General features: G+C 45.2%; 15 protein-coding genes. 5 read left to right on the forward strand and 10 right to left on the reverse strand.

The window, feature by feature from the left end; all coding sequences use genetic code 11:
- Positions 1–31 precede the first annotated feature (31 nt).
- Entirely contained in the window at positions 32–589 is a 558-nt protein-coding gene (locus tag NSS67_RS30005) for a DUF1273 domain-containing protein (protein ID WP_339317433.1), read from the reverse strand.
- A gap of 289 nt (positions 590–878) precedes the next feature.
- On the opposite strand from NSS67_RS30005, the gene NSS67_RS30010 reads away from it, so the two are divergent.
- On the forward strand, positions 879–1,556 hold the full coding sequence (locus tag NSS67_RS30010; RefSeq protein WP_339317434.1) for a hypothetical protein: 678 nt from the start codon (positions 879–881) through the stop codon (positions 1,554–1,556).
- Between the two features lie 75 nt (positions 1,557–1,631).
- On the opposite strand, the gene NSS67_RS30015 is transcribed toward NSS67_RS30010, so the two are convergent.
- Complete coding sequence (locus NSS67_RS30015; protein WP_339317435.1) at positions 1,632–3,662, reverse strand: beta-galactosidase; 2,031 nt, start codon at positions 3,660–3,662, stop codon at positions 1,632–1,634.
- A gap of 119 nt (positions 3,663–3,781) precedes the next feature.
- Between NSS67_RS30015 and NSS67_RS30020 the strand changes: the two genes are divergently transcribed.
- Entirely contained in the window at positions 3,782–4,615 is an 834-nt protein-coding gene (locus NSS67_RS30020) for an AraC family transcriptional regulator (RefSeq protein ID WP_339317436.1), read from the forward strand.
- A gap of 249 nt (positions 4,616–4,864) precedes the next feature.
- Here NSS67_RS30020 and NSS67_RS30025 read toward each other — a convergent pair whose 3' ends face one another.
- The 5 genes from NSS67_RS30025 to NSS67_RS30045 form a co-directional block, all read right to left on the reverse strand.
- Positions 4,865–4,987, reverse strand: coding sequence for a hypothetical protein (locus NSS67_RS30025; protein ID WP_339317437.1), 123 nt, complete (start codon positions 4,985–4,987; stop codon positions 4,865–4,867).
- Between the two features lie 38 nt (positions 4,988–5,025).
- Positions 5,026–7,017 carry a beta-galactosidase gene (locus NSS67_RS30030; RefSeq protein WP_339317439.1) on the reverse strand — a complete coding sequence of 664 codons (1,992 nt, stop codon included), beginning with the start codon at positions 7,015–7,017 and terminating at the stop codon, positions 5,026–5,028.
- Between the two features lie 129 nt (positions 7,018–7,146).
- Positions 7,147–8,448 (reverse strand): ABC transporter substrate-binding protein, encoded by a 1,302-nt coding sequence (locus NSS67_RS30035; RefSeq protein ID WP_339317440.1) that lies wholly within the window; start codon positions 8,446–8,448, stop codon positions 7,147–7,149.
- Between the two features lie 63 nt (positions 8,449–8,511).
- Positions 8,512–9,345, reverse strand: coding sequence for a carbohydrate ABC transporter permease (locus NSS67_RS30040; protein WP_339317441.1), 834 nt, complete (start codon positions 9,343–9,345; stop codon positions 8,512–8,514).
- Positions 9,345–10,226: a sugar ABC transporter permease gene (locus NSS67_RS30045; protein WP_339317442.1), complete on the reverse strand. Its 882-nt coding sequence runs from the start codon at positions 10,224–10,226 to the stop codon at positions 9,345–9,347. Before NSS67_RS30045 ends, NSS67_RS30040 begins: the two co-directional genes overlap by 1 nt.
- A 163-nt stretch (positions 10,227–10,389) precedes the next feature.
- Here NSS67_RS30045 and NSS67_RS30050 point away from each other — a divergent pair, with 163 nt between their 5' ends.
- Together NSS67_RS30050 and NSS67_RS30055 are read left to right on the forward strand one after the other, a co-directional pair.
- Positions 10,390–12,183, forward strand: coding sequence for a histidine kinase (locus tag NSS67_RS30050; protein ID WP_339317443.1), 1,794 nt, complete (start codon positions 10,390–10,392; stop codon positions 12,181–12,183).
- Complete coding sequence (locus tag NSS67_RS30055) at positions 12,180–13,841, forward strand: response regulator (protein WP_339317444.1); 1,662 nt, start codon at positions 12,180–12,182, stop codon at positions 13,839–13,841. The genes NSS67_RS30050 and NSS67_RS30055 overlap by 4 nt, the downstream gene beginning before the upstream one ends.
- Here NSS67_RS30055 and NSS67_RS30060 read toward each other — a convergent pair.
- Positions 13,838–15,007 (reverse strand): GDSL-type esterase/lipase family protein, encoded by a 1,170-nt coding sequence (locus NSS67_RS30060; protein WP_339317445.1) that lies wholly within the window; start codon positions 15,005–15,007, stop codon positions 13,838–13,840. The two genes, NSS67_RS30055 and NSS67_RS30060, sit on opposite strands and share 4 nt — an antisense overlap.
- 126 nt (positions 15,008–15,133) lie before the next feature.
- A complete protein-coding gene (gene yicI / locus NSS67_RS30065; RefSeq protein WP_339317447.1) occupies positions 15,134–17,455 on the reverse strand; it encodes an alpha-xylosidase in 2,322 nt (773 codons plus the stop codon).
- A 126-nt stretch (positions 17,456–17,581) separates the two neighbouring features.
- On the opposite strand from yicI, the gene NSS67_RS30070 reads away from it, so the two are divergent.
- Positions 17,582–18,472 (forward strand): AraC family transcriptional regulator, encoded by an 891-nt coding sequence (locus tag NSS67_RS30070; protein ID WP_339317448.1) that lies wholly within the window; start codon positions 17,582–17,584, stop codon positions 18,470–18,472.
- A gap of 18 nt (positions 18,473–18,490) precedes the next feature.
- On the opposite strand, the gene NSS67_RS30075 is transcribed toward NSS67_RS30070, so the two are convergent.
- Positions 18,491–20,455 (reverse strand): beta-L-arabinofuranosidase domain-containing protein, encoded by a 1,965-nt coding sequence (locus NSS67_RS30075; RefSeq protein ID WP_339317449.1) that lies wholly within the window; start codon positions 20,453–20,455, stop codon positions 18,491–18,493.
- Between the last annotated feature and the right edge of the window lie 50 nt (positions 20,456–20,505).

Raw genomic sequence — 20,505 nt, forward strand, 5'->3', positions numbered from 1 at the left:
GACTTTTTCATTTTCCAAACTCTACATATACTTACTCATAGTCACGCTGATTCTCTTCATCCGCAATATTCTGAATTTCATCGGAGTGAATTAGAAACAACTCATACTCCCCTTCAGCATGCAGCTTTAGTGCCCTTTCTTTAAAAAACTTCGGACTCCCCTCAGCCGCATCCTCATCATAAAAGAGCAATATTCCGTCGCTTTTGCGGAACAACAGGTCATCTCTGGCCCGAAATTGCCAGCTGCCGTCATAAGGAGCATTACTGACCGCACCGAAGAAGTCCGCCCCCGCAATAATACGTCTATACTCGTTCTGCTTCTCTTCTTTCCACTTCTCTTCCTGTCCAGTATGCGCTGTAATGATCCCAAGCTTTAAGTCCGGATATTGCGTCTTAAGCTCGCTTACCACCTCACATGCCCACAGATCCACACCGTATTGCCCGGGCGTAATCACCCACTCTACACCTTCTTCGATTAGAGGTTTTAAGCGGTTAGCCAGTGCTTTTTTGATATAAGGAATCCCTTGATGTTTATTGTCAAAAATACCGAGCTCATGCGCACGATATCCAGTTACCAGTAAAGTCTTCATGTGCTGCCTCTTTCCTATATGTTGGCTTATCCTTTAAGTTCTATTTAGCTCCTCTACAAGGAGGGGAGATCGTGGTGAGCTATAAAGCTCCATTTAATTGTTCATTATATAACATTTGCATACATCATTTCTTTAGTAAACTTTCAGCTGAGATTAAGCAATCTTTCAGAACCGTCTGTTATATTTCTTCTAAACCATTTTCTAAACTTAGGTTTGTGCCTTCGAAGCTAGTTTTGTACGAAGTAAATCGAAGTAGCAATCCTTACAAAACTTTTAGGAGGAGAAAAAAATGAAAGGATTCATCCCTATTATGATCTCAGGAAGCCTTCTAGCTTCTCTATTATTGGCCGGCTGCAGCTCGAACTCAGAGGAAGAAGCAACAACCACATCAAACAGTCAACCGGATTCTGCTCAGTCTGATAATTCATCAGCACAGCAACCACAAGCTAACGAGAATCAGCAGAATGGCGGCCCTAATATGTCCATGAATTTCGCTAAAATTAAGAGTGTCAGCGATACTACACTTACTGTTTATACCTCCGAAATGCCTACACCACCACAAGGTACTGGAGAGGGCGGCGGGCAGAACGGTCAAGGCGGTACTCCACCGGAAAGACCCGATAGTGATCAAGGTGCAGCAAATGGAACTGCGCCGGAAGGTGGGATGCCTCAGGGTGAAATAGCAGGGGGCGATGGACAAGGCGGTGGACCACAGGGGGGTGGAATGCAGCAGAGCTTCTCCGAAGAAACCACAGACCTTACAATTGATGCGGACACTAAAATTGTAGCCGTTACCTTCGACAAGGGCACGCGTCAAGAAAAGGCAATCACCTTATCTGAGCTGAAAGCTGATGATATTATCCAATATACACTTAAATCGGATTCCACTGTGGCGGAGAGCATTACCTTGAGCAGCGGAAATCCCGGAGCAGCGGTTCCAGACGGCAGCACGAGCAGCAGTAACTAATAAAATTCTGCGCAACAAAAAAAGAGCTCCGGGGACAAGCTGGTTCCCCGGAGCTCCTTTTATATATACAACGATCTAGTTCTTATCCGACAAAATCAATACTCCACGAGCAGGCACAACAGCAGAACCGCTAACCTTATTGCCAGTCAGAAGATCCGTACGCTCAGTAGCACCAATGTCCGCACTCAAATCACCAGTGGTATGGTTCAGCAGGAACAGGTAGGATACACCTTCCTTCACCCGTTGCACGGATTCGATACCTTCCGGTGCAGTTACTAGCGGCTGAATGTTCTTGTCAGCACACAGATTTGCTAAGAATCCTTTCAAGAATTCAGCTTCTGGGCTAGTAGCCACGTAGTAAGCTTTACCTTCGCCAAAGTTATTCACAGTCAAGGCAGGCATTCCTTTATAGAAATCAGATCCGTACTCTGCCAAAACCTCAGCACCTTCGGCATGAATCAGATCGCAGAGCAGATCACATTTGTAAGAACCACTCAAATTGCCCCACGCTTTGTCCATCACAATCTCGTTGCTCATCCCTGGCAGCAGTGCATCTATTTCCTCTGCCCAGATCCCAAGTACGTTCCGTAATTCCCCAGGGTAGCCGCCTACGGTTACGAGGTCGTTCTCATTAACAATACCGCTGAAATAAGTCGTAATGAATGTACCGCCTGCTTTTACAAAAGCTTCAACCTTCTCTGCAAAACCTGGCTTAACCATATACATCACAGGTGCGATTACAATCTCATATTTGAACAGATTCTCTTCTACACCGATCATATCGGCTTCGATATTTTGTTGATAGAGTGCATCATAATATTTATGAATCTCATTCACATAATCCAAAGCAACGGATGGTCCGCTTGAAAGGTTGATAGCCCAGCGGTTTTCCCAGTCATAAATAATCCCTACTTTAGCTGCACTGCGCGCATCCAATAGTTGATCTCCAAGCTGTCCCAGCTCTTTACCTAACTCAGCGCACTCACGGAATACACGCGTATGCTCATGTCCCACATGCTCAATAACGGCTCCATGATACTTCTCGCATGCACCAATCGAACGACGCAGTTGGAAGAACAGAACAGTGTCTGCACCACGCGCTACAGCCTGATAACTCCACAAGCGCATAACCCCTGGACGTTTCAGAGAGTTATACGGCTGCCAGTTCTGCTGGCTAGGCGTTTGCTCCATCAGCATGAACGGCTGTCCATTCTTCAATCCACGCATGAGATCATGCGCCATGGCTGTGAAGCTGACTGGAGTATCTAGTGAAGGATAGTTGTCCCAAGAGATGACGTCCATATGTTTAGCCCACTCAAAATAGTCCAGTTCATCATAAAAGCCCATCAAGTTAGTGGTAACAGGTACGTTAGGACTGTGCTCCTTAATCGCATCACTCTCAATTTTGTAGCATTCCAGCAAGCTATGCGACATAAATCTACGGAAGTCTAATGAAATACCTTGGAAGTTGGTGCGGTTGCCGTCCCATTCTTCGCTCAGCTCACTTGGCAGTACAATTTCTTCCCAATCATAAAATGTATGTCCCCAAAAACGGGTATTCCATGCTTTGTTTAATACATCCAGTGAACCATAACGATCCTTCAGCCAGACCCGGAAAGCCGCTTCTGATAAATCAGAGTAATCATAGTTACTGAATTCATTCGAAATATGCCAAGCTACTAGCGCCGGATGATCCTTATAACGTTCAGCCAGCTTTCCTGCCAGCTTTGCTGCATACTTGCGGTATACCGGACTGTTCGGATTCGAGTTGTGACGTCCACCGAACTTACGTTTTCTGCCCTTCACATCAACACGAGTAACTTCAGGATAACGATGAGCCATCCAAGCTGGGTGCGCTCCAGTACCTGTTGCTAGACATACGTACGTACCATTTTTATATAGTCTATCCATTAATTCATCTAGTGATGAGAAATCATAAGTGTCTTCGGAAGATTGAATCAGCGCCCAGGAAAATACATTAATTGTGGCAACATCAATTCCTGCTAGCTTAAACATCCGCTCATCCTCTGCCCATACAGGCGCATCCCATTGCTCTGGGTTGTAATCTCCACCGTACCAAATCTTAGGCAATTTATCGTTAATCACACTTCGCACATCCTTTATAGTATAATTATATATATATTTTAATCTGTAAACCTCGCGCTTTAAATATAAAATAATCGTCCCGCCATATAATAATATGGAACTAAGAGGAGATGAAATCATTGAAGGGAATCGTGCACCGTAGAATAGTGTTCCCCCATGAGGGTGGACAGCATCTACCTATCACATTGGACAGCATAGGCCACAATCATCAACAAGAAAAAGTATCTCGCTCAGATGGCTACGAAACATATCATTGGCTCCAAACGGCGTCGGGGGAAGGTGTCATCCATTTCGAGAATAAAGCCTTATCACTTCCTGCAGGGAGCGGTATATTACTTCTTCCCTATACTCCGCATCGCTATGAAGCGTCGGCCGCCCACTGGAGCACCTCTTATTTAACGTTCGGAGGTAGTTCTGCTGGGTCTATTTTGGAGACGCTTGGGATGAACATAAATGCTTTTTACCGCTGGGAAAAAGAATCCCCTCTCTCCAAACTACTAAGGGAAATGCTTGATCGCTATGATGCCTCCCAGGACATGTTTGGTCTGGGCGCCTCCACAGATGCTTATCTCTTTCTGCTTACTTTGAGTAAATATGGACAGCTGCATAACAACACGACGATATCCCGCAATGTGGATAAGCTACAGCCTCTGCTGAAATGGATGGATAACCATTATGGTGATCCTGATCTCGGACTTAATGATCTGGCCGATCAACTCGGAGTCTCAGGACGTTATCTCAACAACCTGTTCATACAGACTTTTGGGCTCTCTCCTTATGCCTATTTCGTACGGTTACGTATCCGCAAAAGCAAAGAAATGCTCGTAACCCAGCCGGATCTTACTGTAAAGATCATCTCGCAGAGAGTCGGCTTCCGTGATGTCAGCCATTATGTGGCTACCTTTCGAAAGCAGTCTGGGACTACGCCGGAGCAGTTTAGAAGACTTCACTAACACTCTTCGGAGCAGTGCTAGATCGCATCTGCATAGGGTAATGCTACAAAAGTTGCATATGACTGAGTCTATCGCTGGGTAGAACACATTAGTGTGGGCATGTCCGACAGAGTAATTGCATTTTGTACACTTAAATCAGCCTGTTCAGCAGAAAATATCCATATAAGTGTATTCTGTGCAGTTATTTTCTCAGCATTTGGCTGTGAACGGAGATACTCCACCTAATAGCTGCACAAAATACAACTAAAATCATTTTATATCCCAAGAAATCAAAATAAGTGTAGAAAGTGCAGCTATTCCGCGCCGCAGCAACTGGCCTTCATCCCAGCGTAGATTCGACCGCAGCAACTCGTCTAATTGCACTTCATACATTAGAATGTCCTCATCACCAACGGTTACCTAAAATCCATTCACAGCTCCAGAATCTCTACGCCATACGGCGCAAGCTGCAGCTCTCCTGAACGAATCGAGTGATCCAGCAGACTGCTATACTCCTGTGGCAATGCGACCGTCACCGACTCCCGGCTCAAATTAAGCAAGAATAAAAAGCTTCCATGATCACCTGAACGTACAGAGGCCTGGACTCCATCCGGCAATCCCTCAAAGCTAAACACCCCATGCTGTTTAGCTAGACTCTCCAATAGAACGGACCAGAATCTTTCCTCCATATGAGTACCGAAGTAATAGACCTGCCCTTTTCCGAAGGCATTGACGGTTACAGCTGGCGTTCCACTGTAGAAATCATCACCATACCAAGCAATCGGCCGTGCCACAACAGGTTTTAGGATGTCACACCACTGCGTACATTCATATTGGTTACCCTCAAAATCAACGACCGTATGTGATTCAGCACCAATCGGATCATACTCCAACACTTCAACGCCTGTGCAATTACTAAGCAGCCCTGGCAATGGCTTCATAACTGCGATATTATTGATATTTTTAACGCCACATCGGTTGGTAATAAGCAAGGTCCCGCCAGCATGGGCAAAATCCTCCAGATTACGCACGATCTCCTCATCCAACAAGTATAAATTTGGAGCGATCACTACTTTATATCCATCCAGCGGTTGTCTTAGGTTGATAACATCGCAGCCCATACCGAGCTTCGTCACCGCACGGTGAATCTGCTTAATATTCTCGTAATAATCAAATCCCTCAGCCTGCGGCTGAATATCCAGCGCGGCTTTCTCTTCATGAGAATGGAGTATAGCCACTTCATTCTTTAGCGTTGTTCCAGTCAATTTATCCCCAATTGTATTAACTTCATGGCATAGCTGAGTGAACTCTGCAAATCTGCGTCCTGGAACATTGCTGTGATCAATCAGTCCATGCCAGAATTGTTCTGCCCCTGCGACTGCGCTACGCCAACGGAAATGAACGACGGTATCCGCGCCTCTAGCTATCGTCTGCCACGCATAAGCACGAATCATCCCAGGATACGGCGTTCTCCACATCGGCATCCAGCAACCTGGTGAGCCACTTAGCTGCTCCATGATCCAGAAGTTTTGACGTTTAATGCCACGGGTTACGTCTAGTGAAAGTGCTCCGCTATACGGCGTTGTCGCTTGTTTGGCTGGCGAAGTATTCGGATAATAGTCAAATGCGGCGACATCCAAATCAGCACCGACTGCATACATATCCAAACGCTGCGGATAGCTGTGGAAGTTATGTGTAATAAAATGCTGAGGACAAGCAGATCGCAAAATATCAATCTGCGTCTTCTGGAATGCTACCACTGAATCCCATTGAAACCGCTGATAATCCAGCAGGAAGGATGGATTCTGATGAGGCGACCCGCCCAGTGGAACGGTAAGCTCATTCCAATCGCTATATTCTCCACTCCACACAACTGTTCCCCACTCTGCATTCACTCGATCCAGCGTGTCATATTTGGCTTTTACCCAAGTACGAAACGCTGTATTACAAGCGTCACAATGGCAATCTAGCATGCCGAATTCATTATCAGTCTGCCAACCAATAACGGCCGGATGTTCCCTATAATGCTCAGCAAGACGCTGAGTAATACGGCTTCCATATTCGCGTAGCGATGTACTATTGTAGCAACGGTGTCCACGCACCCCAGGGTGAAAGGTCTCTCCATTCGCAAACACCGGCAGCACATCTGGAAATTTCGCAGTTAACCATCTAGGCGGTGTAGTTGTCGGCGTACCAATCACGACCTGCAGTTCATACTTGTGAAAAAGATCCAGCGCACGGTCTAGCCACCCAAACTGATAATCCCCCTCAGTCGGCTCTAGCCGGCTCCATGCAAACTCGGCGACCCGAACTACCTTGACACCTGTTTCCTTCATTAATCTGATATCCGGTTCCCACATGGATTCTTCCCAATGCTCCGGGTAATAGTCCACACCCATCTGAATAGAATCAAATCGTTTCATCGTCGCGCCCTCCCCTATCTTGATATCCTCCAAATAAAAGGCGCTCCCCGTCTCATAATGATGAGGTATACGGAGAACGCCTTTATTAACCACTAATCCATCTTAATCTTCTTTATGAACGAGCTCTACTTATTTCTTAAGCTTGTCCCAAGCCGCTTGCATGCCAGTCATCCAGCCATTCACATCAACCTTGCCAGCAATCATCTGTTGAATAACACTAGCAAATTCTTGCGTTACACCATCAGGGAATTTAGAGGATTGCAAACCATAAACTTTGTTTTCTTTCACATAGTTCCATACGTCTGCTCCAAGCTGACCGATATCTTCAGGAGTAGCTTCGATTGTGGACAAAGCAGGGATGAATTTCCATTTTTTAACGATGTACTCTTTACCCATATCGGATGTTACCAACCAGTTCAAGAAGGTTTTAGCTTCTTCTTTAGATCCGGAATCTTTGTTGATTACAAGGTTCGCAGGAATACCTACAGTCATTTTATCGTTCTTCTCAGCATCTTCATTGATTGGCATAGGGAACATACCCATGTTCATGCCAGGTGTGATGTTATCAACAAGCGTTTGTGCCCAGTTACCTTCTTGCATCATTCCAATTTCACCGTTAGCAAACATTGCCAAGTGAGTGTTAGCATCTGTAGTCAAAGGATTTTTTTGTCCGTATTTCAAAGTCAAGTTGAGCAGGTTGCTCCAGTCTTCAAATACTTTGTTACCTACGATTGTACCTGTGCCATCGTTCAAGCTTTTAATAAAGCCATCTACATCATCTTGTTGTGCAAAAGCTGTGCTGATGCCTTGGTTACCAAGCAACCACCATTCTTGATAAGCATTACCAAAAGGAATAACGCCAATGGCTTGCAATTTCTTAGCTGCATCTTCTAGCTGTGACAATGTTTTTGGAGTTTCAGTAATGCCTGCTTTTTCGAACAGGTCTTTGTTATATATATAACCAATTCCCTCAAGGTTCATTGGCATACCGTATACTTTTCCATCTTTAGTCATAGGCTCTGCAGCCATAGGAATCAGATCTTTTACCCAAGGTTGGTCAGACAGATCTTCCATCTTGTCTCCCCAAAGCTCCATTTCTGCATATCCACCATTTGAGAAAATGTCAGGAGCGTCGCCGGAAGCAAATTTAGTCTTCAGTGCTGCAGCGTAATCGGCACCACCACCCACGGTTTGGATATCCAGCTTGATGTTAGGATATTCTTTTTCAAACTCAACTTTAAGCTCATTCAGACCTTCAACGATTTCAGTTTTGAATTGAAAAATCTTAACTGTCTTCACTTCACCCTTATCTTTGCCAGCGCTTCCATTTTGTGAGTTACTAGAAGAATTATTGCTACTACCACATGCTGTTAATGCTAAACTCATTGCCATTACTGCTGTCAGTGCAATTGCAGGGTATTTCTTCTTCATTATATTTTCCCCCTTAAGATAGTGGACTACTTTAAAAAAATATTTGGAACGGAGGGCTCGGTGTTAACCTTTCACCGAGCCAGCCGCTATTCCCTCAACAATGTAACGCTGCATAAACAGATAGAAGACGATAATTGGTGCAATCCCGATTACGAGAGCCGGAAGCGCCATATCCCATTGCTTGGTGTATTGACCAAAGAAGGAGAAGGTCGCCAGCGGAATGGTACGAAGCTCTGGTGCCTGAAGAATCAAGGAAGGCAGCAGATAGTCATTCCAAATCCCGAGTGCATTCAGCACGATCGTTGTCATTACCATTGGCTTCAGCAAAGGAAGTACTATGCGGAAGAATACGGTAATTGGATTACATCCATCAACTGTAGCCGCCTCTTCAATTTCAAGAGGAACAGACTTGATAAAACCGTGAAACAGGAAGATTGCCATTGGAACACTGATCCCTAGATTCGTGATAATCAAACCCAGGAAGGAGTTGTTTACTCCAAGTACATTTACGACTTTCAAGATTGGAATCATGATCGTTTGAAACGGAACAACCATTGCGGCTACGAATAACAGTAGCAAAAACTGATTGAATTTCGTATTCGCCCGAACCATACGATAGGAAGCCATCGCACTAAACAGAGAGATTAGAATAACACTGATAACGGTTATGATGACCGAATTTCGGAAAGCTTCACCGAAACGTGCCAATTTCCAAGCACTACTATAGTTCGACCACATAAATGTCTGTGGCCAGCTTGCAGCATCACTCAGAATTTCACCGAAGGATTTCACTGAGTTCGCTAGCAAGAAATAAAATGGAGAGAGGAAGAGAAGGGCAAGAAGGACCATCAACACTTCTATGCCGACATTCCATCTGCTTTTTGACTTAGCGTTCATTAAGCTTCTACCTCCTTGCTCTTCGTAATACGGACCTGAATCAGAGTAATAATCGCTACGATAACGAAGAACAGCAGCGCTTTAGCAGTACCCAGACCGTAACGGTTATTCAGGAAGGCTTCATTGTAAATATTCATTGCAACTGATTCTGTAGATTTGAATGGTCCACCTTTCGTCAAGGAAAGGTTAAGATCGAACATTTTGAAGGACCAAGAAATGGCCAAGAACAAACCGATCGTTACAGCTGGCATAATTAATGGAACTACAATGCTGCGTAACACCTGTAGGCGGGAGGCACCATCAATATCAGCTGCTTCCAACACTTCTTTAGATACGTTACTAAGTGAAGCGATGTAGATAACCATCAAATAACCGGAAGACTGCCAAACGAAAACCATTACAATCGCCCAGAAGCCGGTTGTTGCATCTCCCAGCCAAGGAAGATTAAAGAATGACCAGCCAGTGAGGTCTCCCATAGTTGCAAACCCCTTGATGAAGATAAATTGCCAGATGAACCCGAGCAACAATCCCCCAATAACGTTTGGCATAAAGAAAATGGTCCGAAGCATGTTTCGTGATTTTAAAGGTTTTGTTAACAGATAAGCTAGGAAAAATCCTACCACGTTAGTCAAAATTACACCTAACACAGTAAATCTTACTGTAAACCAAAAGGAAGACCAGAAGTCGGGGTCATTCGTAAATATAGTGGAGAAGTTTTGAAATCCGACCCAACTTACATTACCGGATACACCGTTCCAGTCTGTGAAGGAGTAATACATCCCCATGATGAATGGGATAATCGTTATTAAGGTAAAAAACAAGACTGCCGGACCAACGAAAAAGAACTGTTGACCTAACTGGGACAACTTAGTGCCGCGCATTTATTGTCCCCCCCTTTCTTTTGCTCACTTACTTGTTTATGCTTTATACACATATTATCTGTTTTTTTCAGAGTACCTCACACCTACGGAATTGATCTTTCAGGTGTAAAATATTGATCGGATGTGACAAATTTCGATGAAATGGAACACGATTCGCACAAAAATGATCGTTTTTATCCTACTACCAACGTTAATCTGTATTATGGCTACGATGTTTATAAGCTATCACTTTAGTACCCAATCCTTAAGAACAAGAGCTGTAGATGAGAATACGAATCTCCTCTTTCAGGGCACTAAAAACATCGAAAGCCTGATTCAGGAAATCAATAGACTCTCCCTTATCGTCTATTCAGATTCAGAACTCTACAGATTACTCGAAGCCGGATACGAGGATATGCTAGCAAATTCACGAATTTATTCTTCCCTGAATTACATTTCTTCATCTATGCCAGACATACCTCAGGTCTATTTATACCGTGTCAAGGATAGCAAAGCCACGCTGCTCTCCCAGAATACACCGAAGCGTTGGCAGGGTATTCCGCCTTATCCTGACTCCAAGATCACTACCGATTCTACGGTATCCATACAGAGTACGCATTTAAGCCATAGCTATGGCCTAACGGCACCGATCCCGCAATTCATATCGGAGCCAGTGTTTACCTTGCACAGAAGAATCGAAAAAGTTCCCACCCCAACGGCGCTTGGGTATCTGTCGATTGATGTCAAACTAACGGCTTTATCTGACATCATCAGTCAGTTATATGATCAGAAACAAGAGAACATTTGGCTGCTGGATGGCGGTGGAAACATTGTCTACGGGGACAATAGTGAAGAATACGGAAAGAGGCTGAATGCCCCTTGGTACGATACACACATCGCTAACAATCAAAACTCGCAGGGATACTTTGAAGAGGATAAATCTATGTTTATTTACCAGAGTATCGAAGGTCCAGGGTTAAATTGGACGCTGGTGAAGCAGATTCCAGTGTCTTATCTTTTCAGAGAAGCCAAAGAGGCGGCAACGATCAATATAGCACTGCTAGTCCTGCTGCTGATTACAATTACTACGCTGACGATCCTGATTTCTTTTCGGATTACTGCCCCGATCAAGCAGTTGACCCGCTATATGAATCAGGTCCAAACCGGAAAACTTGATATCGATATCCGCCCCATGGGCAAAGACGAGATTGGTGTTGTTACAGAGCGATTCCGCAGTATGATGGATACAATCAACAATCTGATCTTGAGAGAATACAAGCTGGAATTGTCTAATAAAACGAATGAACTGCGGGCTTTGCAAGCACAGATCAACCCGCATTTCCTCAACAATACTTTACAGATCATCGGTACACTTGCCTTGGAGCTTAAAGTACCCCAAATCTACTCACTTCTTTCAGCACTAGCGAAAATGATGCGCTACAGTATGTACAATGAGGAGAAGATTGTCACCGTTAAAGACGAACTGGATCATGTTAAAGCTTACATCGAATTGCAAAAGGAACGTTTTGAAAATAAATTCAGTTTCCGTTACGATATGGAGGAATCTCTTTTAGAGACATTTATGCCTAAGATGATTCTGCAGCCCATTGTAGAAAATTATTTCAAACATGGCTTTAATCTGACCCGCTCAGATGGATTCATTGAGATCACCGCAGCAAAAGTGAGTGACACGCGGATGGAAATCTGTATTCAAAACAACGGAAATGCCATTCCTTCTGCGAAGCTGGATCTTTTGTGGCAGAAACTTCAACATTCCACTAGAACAGATATAGATTTATTAAGAAATACAGAGCCAGACAAGGAAACAACAGGATCTGGTATTGGTCTGCCTAACGTTCTGGCACGACTCAAGTTCGTATGCGGAGATAGTGCAACCTTGACTGTGGACAACCTCAGAGCAGGTGGGGTTGTCGTTAGACTGGAAATAGACATTATAGCGGAGCGTGAGACGATATGAAGGCGTTAATTGTTGATGACGAAGCGAGAGTTAGAAAGGCTGTTAGACTTCTTGTCGACTGGGACGCACATCAAATAGATGAGGTTTTGGAAGCCGGAAATGGAAATGAAGCCATTGAGGTTATTCGGCAAGCGAAACCAGCCTTAGTCATTATGGACATGATGATGGAATCCGGTAATGGCATAGAGCTGATGACATGGGTAAACGAATTTGCCGGCAACATCAAATTCATTGTGGTCAGCGGACATAATGATTTCGAGTTCGTGCGCCAGACCGTTCGCCATGGCGGAATTGATTACATCCTTAAACCCATTGAAGCAGAAGCAATAAATGTAGCGGTCGCTAAGGCGGTGTCCGCTTGGCGTTCAGAGGAAGCTGACCGGAGCGAACGACAGAAGCAGAGCATTCAGCTTAACGAATTCAAACCCATCTATGGAGAAAAGCTGCTATCCGCGCTAATCGATGACCCGATCAATTCGGAAATATCCTTCCGAAGATTGTGTAGCGATGGCATTATCCCGGACAATACCCACTCTTCTCGCCTAATACTGGTGCAGACAGACACAGGAAATAATCTCCTGCTTAAGCGTTTTGGAGGAGACACTGGGCTCTTGAACTACGCTATCGTCAATATTTGCAATGAATTTTTACAAGGTCAGCATAAAGGTGTGGCTTTTCGTTACTGGGGAGGTCCTTCGGAGATTGCTATTATTCTATGGGATATCCAAACGTCCGTTGTCGAGCTTATAGGCAGAATTAATCATGGTATCTACGCTACTCTGCAGGTCCGAATGCATTTCGGAATTAGCTGCATCGGCAGCCTGCCAAAGCAATTGCCTTTTCAGCGTGCAGAAGTTGCTGAGGCCTTGCAGCGTCGAAATTTATTAATTCATGAGGATTACTGTCATTTCTCCACTTCCTCCGAAGAGTATACCGAACGCAATGAGACCGCAAAAAAAGAAATGAACGGAAATGCATCACCGACGATCTTTGCTCATGTGAAGGAAGATTGGAAAATGGCGGTCATCAGTGGAAGTCCTGAGGTATTGTCCTCGGCAGCGCAGCATTGGGTAGATGAGCTTAGCCGAGGCGGGATTGTTACGCCGGAGATCCTAAACTCGTGGAAGAATGATGCACTCTTATTCCGTTCCCAGTTGGTACGGGAAATGTTAGGCCCTGAAGCCGATAGCGCGCTAGCCGAGCTAGAACAGGCCGACCAGCTTCACCCGGCTCCTTATACGAACGGTTACTCGTTCTCCTTATTCGCCTGGCGTGACTGGTCATTTGACCTGATGGAGCGACTGTCACAAGTGATAGCCGCTAAACAAGCTAAAGAAAGCAATCCAATGCATGAAATCGTAAAATATATCGAACTCAATTACGCCTCCGACCTTTCCCTTCAGGAGGTAGCCGGAAAGTTCTTTGTTAGCCGAGAATATATTTCACGCAGATTCAAACAGGAATACGGCATTAATTTTTCCGATTTTATTGTTAACATCCGGATAGATAAGGCTAAATTGCTAATGCAGAACCCTCGTCTGAAGCTGTTACAAATTTCCGAAATGGTCGGGTTTCATGATGTGAAGTACTTTAGTAAGGTATTTAAGAAACAGGTTGGTGCATCACCCAAGGACTACCGAAACCAATTAAATGATTAATACCAGCTTAAGAAGGCATCCGCAACCGTCTTGCCGGCTATGCCGTTCGGGTGCGGGTCGTCTGTTCCACTCATATATTCCGGTCTGATCCGGTGATCGTCTGGTGCAGGCAACGACAATAAGCTTGCTATATCAAATACACGGCTCACACCTATAGGCGGATTGGACAAAATCGAAGAATTCACCTTGCGCCAAGTCCCTTCTCTATCACCCTGGAAATTAAATGGCGGTACCGTACTTAGAATAATACTAGCTTCAGCATTTGCAGCCTTGATTTTGGAAATAATGGTCGTCAAATCACCAAGAAGCTCGTCCGCCGAACGGCAGCCAATATCAATATCATTTACTCCGAGTACAATCATCACTTCATCACTTTGCTTAGCTTTGTTTAGCCATGGACCATCCGCAGCAACATCATAAGCTCTAGCCCAGCCCGAACCGAGATTCCATACGCCAATATCTGTACCAAGGCCATCCGCGATTCTCGCGACCCAATATTCGTACTCATCCTTTAATGTCCGCACACCTTGAGTAATTGAATCCCCCAAGAACACTAGCTTCTTCTCAACAGATTTCTTATACCCAATGAAACTTGGCAGAACCAAAAGCTTATCAGACTCCGTGAAACCATCCGCTGATTGTTGCCCTGCAAGATTACCGGGCGCGTCATAAGCTGTTGCAAGCATCCCCTCAACGTTGAAGGGAACCGATTTACCAGCAGTGAGTGTCTTAATCGTCCACGTGAACGCCAAATAATGACCCTTCGGTAGAACAATACTTGTCTCATCACTCCAGAAGCATTCGCCCGCCGCAACGGCTTTAGAGACGCTCCCTTCAAAGGTAAGGGCATGTTGCGTATTCTCAATGATGCTTCCGTCTGGTTCTGTTCCTCCGTCAGCGATATAAGCTGTCTCGATAACCCAGTCGCCTCCAGGTTCACTACCTGTAGCTTCTTTCCCTTGATCCCATGTAGAATCTACCGCGTTGCTGTGCCAGAACTTTAGCTTCAATTTACCATTTTCCCTTAAGCGAATATAAGTCCGAAAGGTATGTGTGAACGGTTCTTGCTTATTCATTATAAAATTCGCGGCGGTTGAAAGAACCGTTGCTGAGGTGAAATCCGTCTGGTTCAATACTCCACTTCCCGTAATTAAATTAGTATTCATAACGTTTCCCCCGTTATTTCATTAAGATTGTAACACTAAAACCTCTCTTATAAACCAGGAGAACGGATCGTCCGCACAGTTTACAAGAGAGGTTATGGCTATATCAATATACTTTGAGAAACCATTTTATTTCAGTGTAATTGTAAACGATACGGATTTCGCACCTGCGTTTACTTTTACTGTAGTTTCATCTACTTGCTCTGCACCTTCTACGGATACGATAGTACCTAGATCTTTAAGGGAAATCGAGAATTCTTTACCACTGCCTTCTGCAGTAACCGTCACGACGTTGCCTTTACGCTCAGCCTTCACAGTCAGTTCAGGAGTACCTTTAAGATCGCGAACGGTTGCGGAAGTTGCAACACCATCTTCTAGGGAGTACAGACCGAATTTAACACCTTCAGCATAATCATAGTCCGGTTTGTTATCTACACTACCAGTTGCCAACAAGGAGTTCTGACGTACGTACAGCGGCAGGCTGAAGAAATCATACTTCTCTTTGCGCCATGATCCACCTTGTACGGTTTCACCAGTAAGCAAGTGTGTCCAGCGACCAGCAGGCAAGTAATACTTCGCTTCGCCGTCTTCTTGGAAGATAGGGGCTACAAGCAAGGATTCACCTAGCATGTATTGACGATCCAGCACTTCGCAAGTAGGATCTTCCGGGAATTCCATAACCATAGCCCGCATAGAAGCCCAGCCATGCTCATGAGCCTGTCCAGCTACATCATACAGATAAGGCATCAAGCTGCATTTGAGCTTAGTAAAGAAGCGGGTAACATCACATGCTTCATCATCATACGCCCAAGGCACACGGTACGAAGTACTACCATGCAGACGGCTGTGACTGGACAACAGTCCAAAGGCCAACCAGCGTTTGAATACATGCGCAGGAGCAGTGTTCTCGAAGCCACCGATATCATGACTCCAGAAACCGAAACCGGACAAACCAAGCGACAATCCACCGCGAAGGCTCTCTGCCATGGATTCATAATCTGCGTAGCAGTCACCGCCCCAGTGAACTGGGAACTGTTGGCCACCGGCAGTTGCAGAACGTGCGAACAAAGCCGCTTCATTCTTACCAAGCTTCTCTTCCAGTACTTCAAATACAACCTTGTTGTACAGTTGAGTGTAATAGTTGTGCATTTTCATTGGATCAGATCCGTCGAAGTAAACTACATCTGTAGGAATACGCTCGCCGAAGTCTGTCTTGAAGCTATCTACGCCCATATCTACCAAATCACGCAGGTAGCCGGCATACCATTCACAAGCCGCAGGGTTGGTGAAGTCCACCAGTGCCATGCCCGCTTGCCACAAATCACATTGATAAACGTCGCCGTTAGGTTTTTTAAGCAGATAACCATTTTTCTTGCCTTCTTCAAACAAGCGGGAACGTTGCCCGATATAAGAGTTGATCCATACACAGATCTTCAGACCTTTTTCTTTCAGACGTTTCAGCATGCCCACTGGATCTGGGAATACACTCGAATCCCACTGGAAGTCAGTCCATTGATACTCACGCATCCAGAAGCAGTCAAAGTGGAATACGCTTAGTGGCAAATCACGCTCTGCCATGCCGTCTACGAAGGAGTTTACTGTTGCTTCATCGTAGTCGGTTGTGAAAGAAGTTGTCAGCCACAGGCCAAATGTCCATGCTGGCGGAAGTGCAGGCTTACCAGTGAGTGATGTATAGTTGCTGATAACTTCCTTAATGGTAGGACCATCAATTACGAAGTATTCCAAGCTTTCTCCAGCTACGCTGAACTGAGCTTTTTTAACTTTTTCAGAAGCGATTTCATAGGAAACCAGTTCAGGATGGTTAACAAACACGCCGTAACCTTTGCTGCTTACATAGAATGGAACGTTCTTATAAGCCTGCTCGGAGCTAGTGCCGCCATCTTTGTTCCAAAGATCTACGGTCTGGCCATTCTTTACAAAAGCGGTAAAACGCTCGCCCAAACCGTATACGAATTCGCCTACACCGAGATCCAGCTCTTCACGCATAAACGTGTTGCCGTCTTGATCCGTGATATAAGCCATCGATTTGAAACCGCTACCTGTAATTCTCTCGTCGCCGCGATAGAAATCTACTGCCCATTGCTGGCCTTTGCGAATCACAACACGAAGTCCGCCGCTGATCAGCACAGTCTCCGAATCAGTTTCTTCAATCTTAACGTGATCTCCAGTCCCTTTCGTGAGTTCGAAGACCGGACCGCGTTCTTGTACGCCGTCATGATGAATAATCTTAACCCCTACCACACCTGGAAGCGGGGAATGAAATTTTACAGTAAGCAGGGTTGAATTCAGCGTTGCTGAACGCCCTGTGATTGGAGTCGTTTGAGTAATTGCTGTTAATCCTTCTGGAGTCTTTTCTACAACGTAATTTTGAACTGCGCCGTTAATCGTGATACCTTCACGAACTAGCCAGAGACCATCAGTAAATTTCATTGTGTACTTGCCACCTTTCAATTTGGTGTTTATAGTTGCATTATACCGATAAAAAATGAACAAAACTAATACTATATAGCTCATTTATAACACTATTTTGATGTTTTCCCGAAAGGAGTGGCATTTATGGACCGTACAACCCAGAGTTTGCTAAAAGAAGACAGGGTTCATGGCGATAGCATGTTTCCACTTGCAGCTTATTGGATAGAATTGCCCGCTGGAACACATGTACTCGATACACATTGGCATGAAGAAGCGGAGTTCTTTATGCTGCTAGAAGGAGAAATTCTGTTTCAAGTGGATACCGAATATTTCCCAGTTCGCGCCGGCGAGGCTGTATTTATCGAGTCCGGTGATATTCACGCCGCTTATGTACTGAACGAAGACACGCCCTGCAAATTTTGCGCGCTCGTGTTTCTCCCTGATCTTCTAGCTAGCGCCCAATATGATGCTATCCAGCAGAATGCCATTTTACCACTTCAGGAGAAAAGACAAAGCTTTCCTCGCCACCTTACACCGGATGTGCCTTGGCAACAAGAACTACTACGACACTTAGAGCGCATGATGGATGCTTATGACGCACAATCTCCCGGCTTTGAAGCTTTTATTAAAGGCACACTGCTTATTATGCTCTCGCAGATTGCCCCAGAGGATCGTTTCGTAAACCGCAGCCAGCTGGATGACGCTGATACTACTAAGATCAATCGTCTTAAGAAGATTATTCTCTATATTCAGGATAACTATCAGGAGCCGATTCGAACCCGCGATCTCTCCGAGCTTATTCCCATGAGTGAAGGACAGTTCTGCCGTTTTTTCAAAGAGATGACCCGAAAGACTCCAGTGGATTACATTAACTCTTACCGGATTCGCCAAGCTGCCGATCTACTGCAACAAAGCGACAGAAAAATATCCGACATCGCATTCGAGGTCGGATTTGATAATGTAAGCTATTTTATAAAAGTGTTTCGCAGAGCGATGAAATGTTCGCCCTCGGAGTTTAGGAAGGGATCCCGTTGATTTCTCGCTGTTCAACTTCTATTCATCTTTCGCTTCTTGAATCCAAACCGTCATTTCACCAACCCCACGGTTGGCCCAGGTGAAGTAGGGGATAAATTTCAACTCTAACTGTTCAATGCTCCAGCGTGAGTCATTGCGGTATAGTTCATCCGCCCATTCCTCCGTGGGCTTCATGCGCTGTCCGGCTGCCCGAATCACCTTCACTCCTCCTGGGGAACCCACCTGCTCTGCGATCGTAAACTCTGTCTTCCGCGGAAGCTGAAGCTGATACAAGCCTCTACCGTTATCCACCTGCTCCATACAGTATACGAACGGCCCGCGCTGAAGTGCGACCTTGCTAAACGTCTGTCTGACTTGCGGATGACTCTTCATGAGCTGGACCGGCATAGAGAATGCGATTTCAACCTCATCTCCAGGCTTCCATTCACGAGTTAGCGCAATATAACCATTCTTGTCTCCTGCAAAATAAGTCTTGTTCACTCCATCCACTGTAACCTCAGCTTGGTCGCACCAGTCCGGCATACGGAGTGCAAGCGTAAACTCACTGGTTTGTTCAGAAGTGATGATAAATTTGGATTTCCCGTCAGAGATGTACTGCGACTGTTGCTCAATCCTAACCAATGTCTCGTTTATACTTGCTTCCATCTGGCCTCCAATATAAAGCTGCACATAGATAGAAGCATCATGAACGGTATAAACGTACTGTCCGAGCGAAGCGAGTAGACGAGAGACGTTCGGAGGGCAACAAGCACAGCTGAACCACCCCTGACGTTCGGCCTTCACATGTTTATAATTTTTATTTTTACCTAGTACCTCTGGATAGACCTCCAACGGATTTACGTAGAAGAATTTCGTTCCATCCAGTGACATCCCGCTGATTACAGTATTGTATAACGCCCGCTCCAGCACATCTGCATATTTAGAGTCCTGATGTAGCCGTAGCATACGCTTAGCGAAGAATATCAGTCCAACCGATGCACAAGTCTCAGCGTAAGCTAAATCACCAGGCAAATCATAGTCTGCCGTAAAAGATTCCCCTTGCTCCATCGAGCCGATGCCGCCGGTGATATACATTCGTTTATTGACGATGTTATCCCATAATTCACAGCAAGCCGCCAGCATTCCGGCATCCCCGGTTTCAGCAGCGATATCTGCCATCGCCGTGCACATATAAACTAAGCGTACCGCATGTCCTTCAGCCTTGTCCTGTTCCCTCACAGGCAGATGAGACTGGCTATAATGATGATCGTGAACCATCGACAATTGAGGAAAATGTAATCCTCTCCCCCTCTTCTCCCACTCCTGCTCAAAATAATGAGGTTTCTTCCCCCGCTCATCCAAGAAATAGCGACTCAGGTTCAAATACTTCTCATTACCTGTGGCATGATAAAGTTTAACCAGAGCGAGTTCAATTTCCTGATGGCCATCATAGCCCTTCAGCTTCCCTGGCTCCTGTCCAAATACCGTATCTATGTAATCCGCAAACCGCGAAACGGCATCCAGCAGCTTTCTTTTACCCGTCGCCTTATAATAGGCTGTTCCAGCTTCGATCATATGCCCTGCACAGTACAACTCATGGCATTCCGCCAAATTACTCCACTCAAGACCGGGTTCCTTAAGCGTGAAATAAGTATTAAGATACCCATCCTCCCGCTGTGCTTTGACGATTATATCAATAGCGCCGTCTACTACCTTCTCCAGCACAGGATCACGTTTTTCCTCTATTAAATAGGCTGCTGCTTCTAGCCACTTAGCCACATCGCTATCCTGAAATACCATACCGTAGAATTCGCCCTGCTCGAGTCCAGCAGCGATTTTGAAATTGTGAATGGCATGGCTTGGCTCTGCATCTGATATACGATCGTTCAGTGCCTCCCATTGATAGGGAACCATTACCTCACGCACTAGACGAATATATTCTGACCAGAAAGGGTCCTCTATTTGATTTTTCCTTACCTCGTTTGTTGCTACTGACTGACTCATGTTAGATTCTCCTCTCTTCTCTGTAGGGTGTAAACTCACACCGCATCTGG

The organism is Paenibacillus sp. FSL R10-2734, assembly GCF_037963865.1.
Classification (GTDB): Bacteria; Bacillota; Bacilli; order Paenibacillales; family Paenibacillaceae; genus Paenibacillus_AQ.

What these genes read in the sequence shown, in the direction of transcription:
- NSS67_RS30055 (WP_339317444.1), top strand. Translation starts at nt 12,180, where the DNA reads ATGAAGGCGTTAATTGTTGATGACGAAGCGAGAGTTAGAAAGGCTGTT.
- NSS67_RS30050 (WP_339317443.1), top strand. Translation starts at nt 10,390, where the DNA reads ATGATCGTTTTTATCCTACTACCAACGTTAATCTGTATTATGGCTACG.
- NSS67_RS30030 (WP_339317439.1), bottom strand. Translation starts at nt 7,017, where the DNA reads ATGAAACGATTTGATTCTATTCAGATGGGTGTGGACTATTACCCGGAG.
- NSS67_RS30025 (WP_339317437.1), bottom strand. Translation starts at nt 4,987, where the DNA reads ATGTATGAAGTGCAATTAGACGAGTTGCTGCGGTCGAATCTACGCTGG.
- NSS67_RS30070 (WP_339317448.1), top strand. Translation starts at nt 17,582, where the DNA reads ATGGACCGTACAACCCAGAGTTTGCTAAAAGAAGACAGGGTTCATGGC.
- NSS67_RS30005 (WP_339317433.1), bottom strand. Translation starts at nt 589, where the DNA reads ATGAAGACTTTACTGGTAACTGGATATCGTGCGCATGAGCTCGGTATT.
- NSS67_RS30035 (WP_339317440.1), bottom strand. Translation starts at nt 8,448, where the DNA reads ATGAAGAAGAAATACCCTGCAATTGCACTGACAGCAGTAATGGCAATG.
- NSS67_RS30060 (WP_339317445.1), bottom strand. Translation starts at nt 15,007, where the DNA reads ATGAATACTAATTTAATTACGGGAAGTGGAGTATTGAACCAGACGGAT.
- NSS67_RS30040 (WP_339317441.1), bottom strand. Translation starts at nt 9,345, where the DNA reads ATGAACGCTAAGTCAAAAAGCAGATGGAATGTCGGCATAGAAGTGTTG.
- NSS67_RS30010 (WP_339317434.1), top strand. Translation starts at nt 879, where the DNA reads ATGAAAGGATTCATCCCTATTATGATCTCAGGAAGCCTTCTAGCTTCT.
- yicI (WP_339317447.1), bottom strand. Translation starts at nt 17,455, where the DNA reads ATGAAATTTACTGATGGTCTCTGGCTAGTTCGTGAAGGTATCACGATT.
- NSS67_RS30045 (WP_339317442.1), bottom strand. Translation starts at nt 10,226, where the DNA reads ATGCGCGGCACTAAGTTGTCCCAGTTAGGTCAACAGTTCTTTTTCGTT.
- NSS67_RS30075 (WP_339317449.1), bottom strand. Translation starts at nt 20,455, where the DNA reads ATGAGTCAGTCAGTAGCAACAAACGAGGTAAGGAAAAATCAAATAGAG.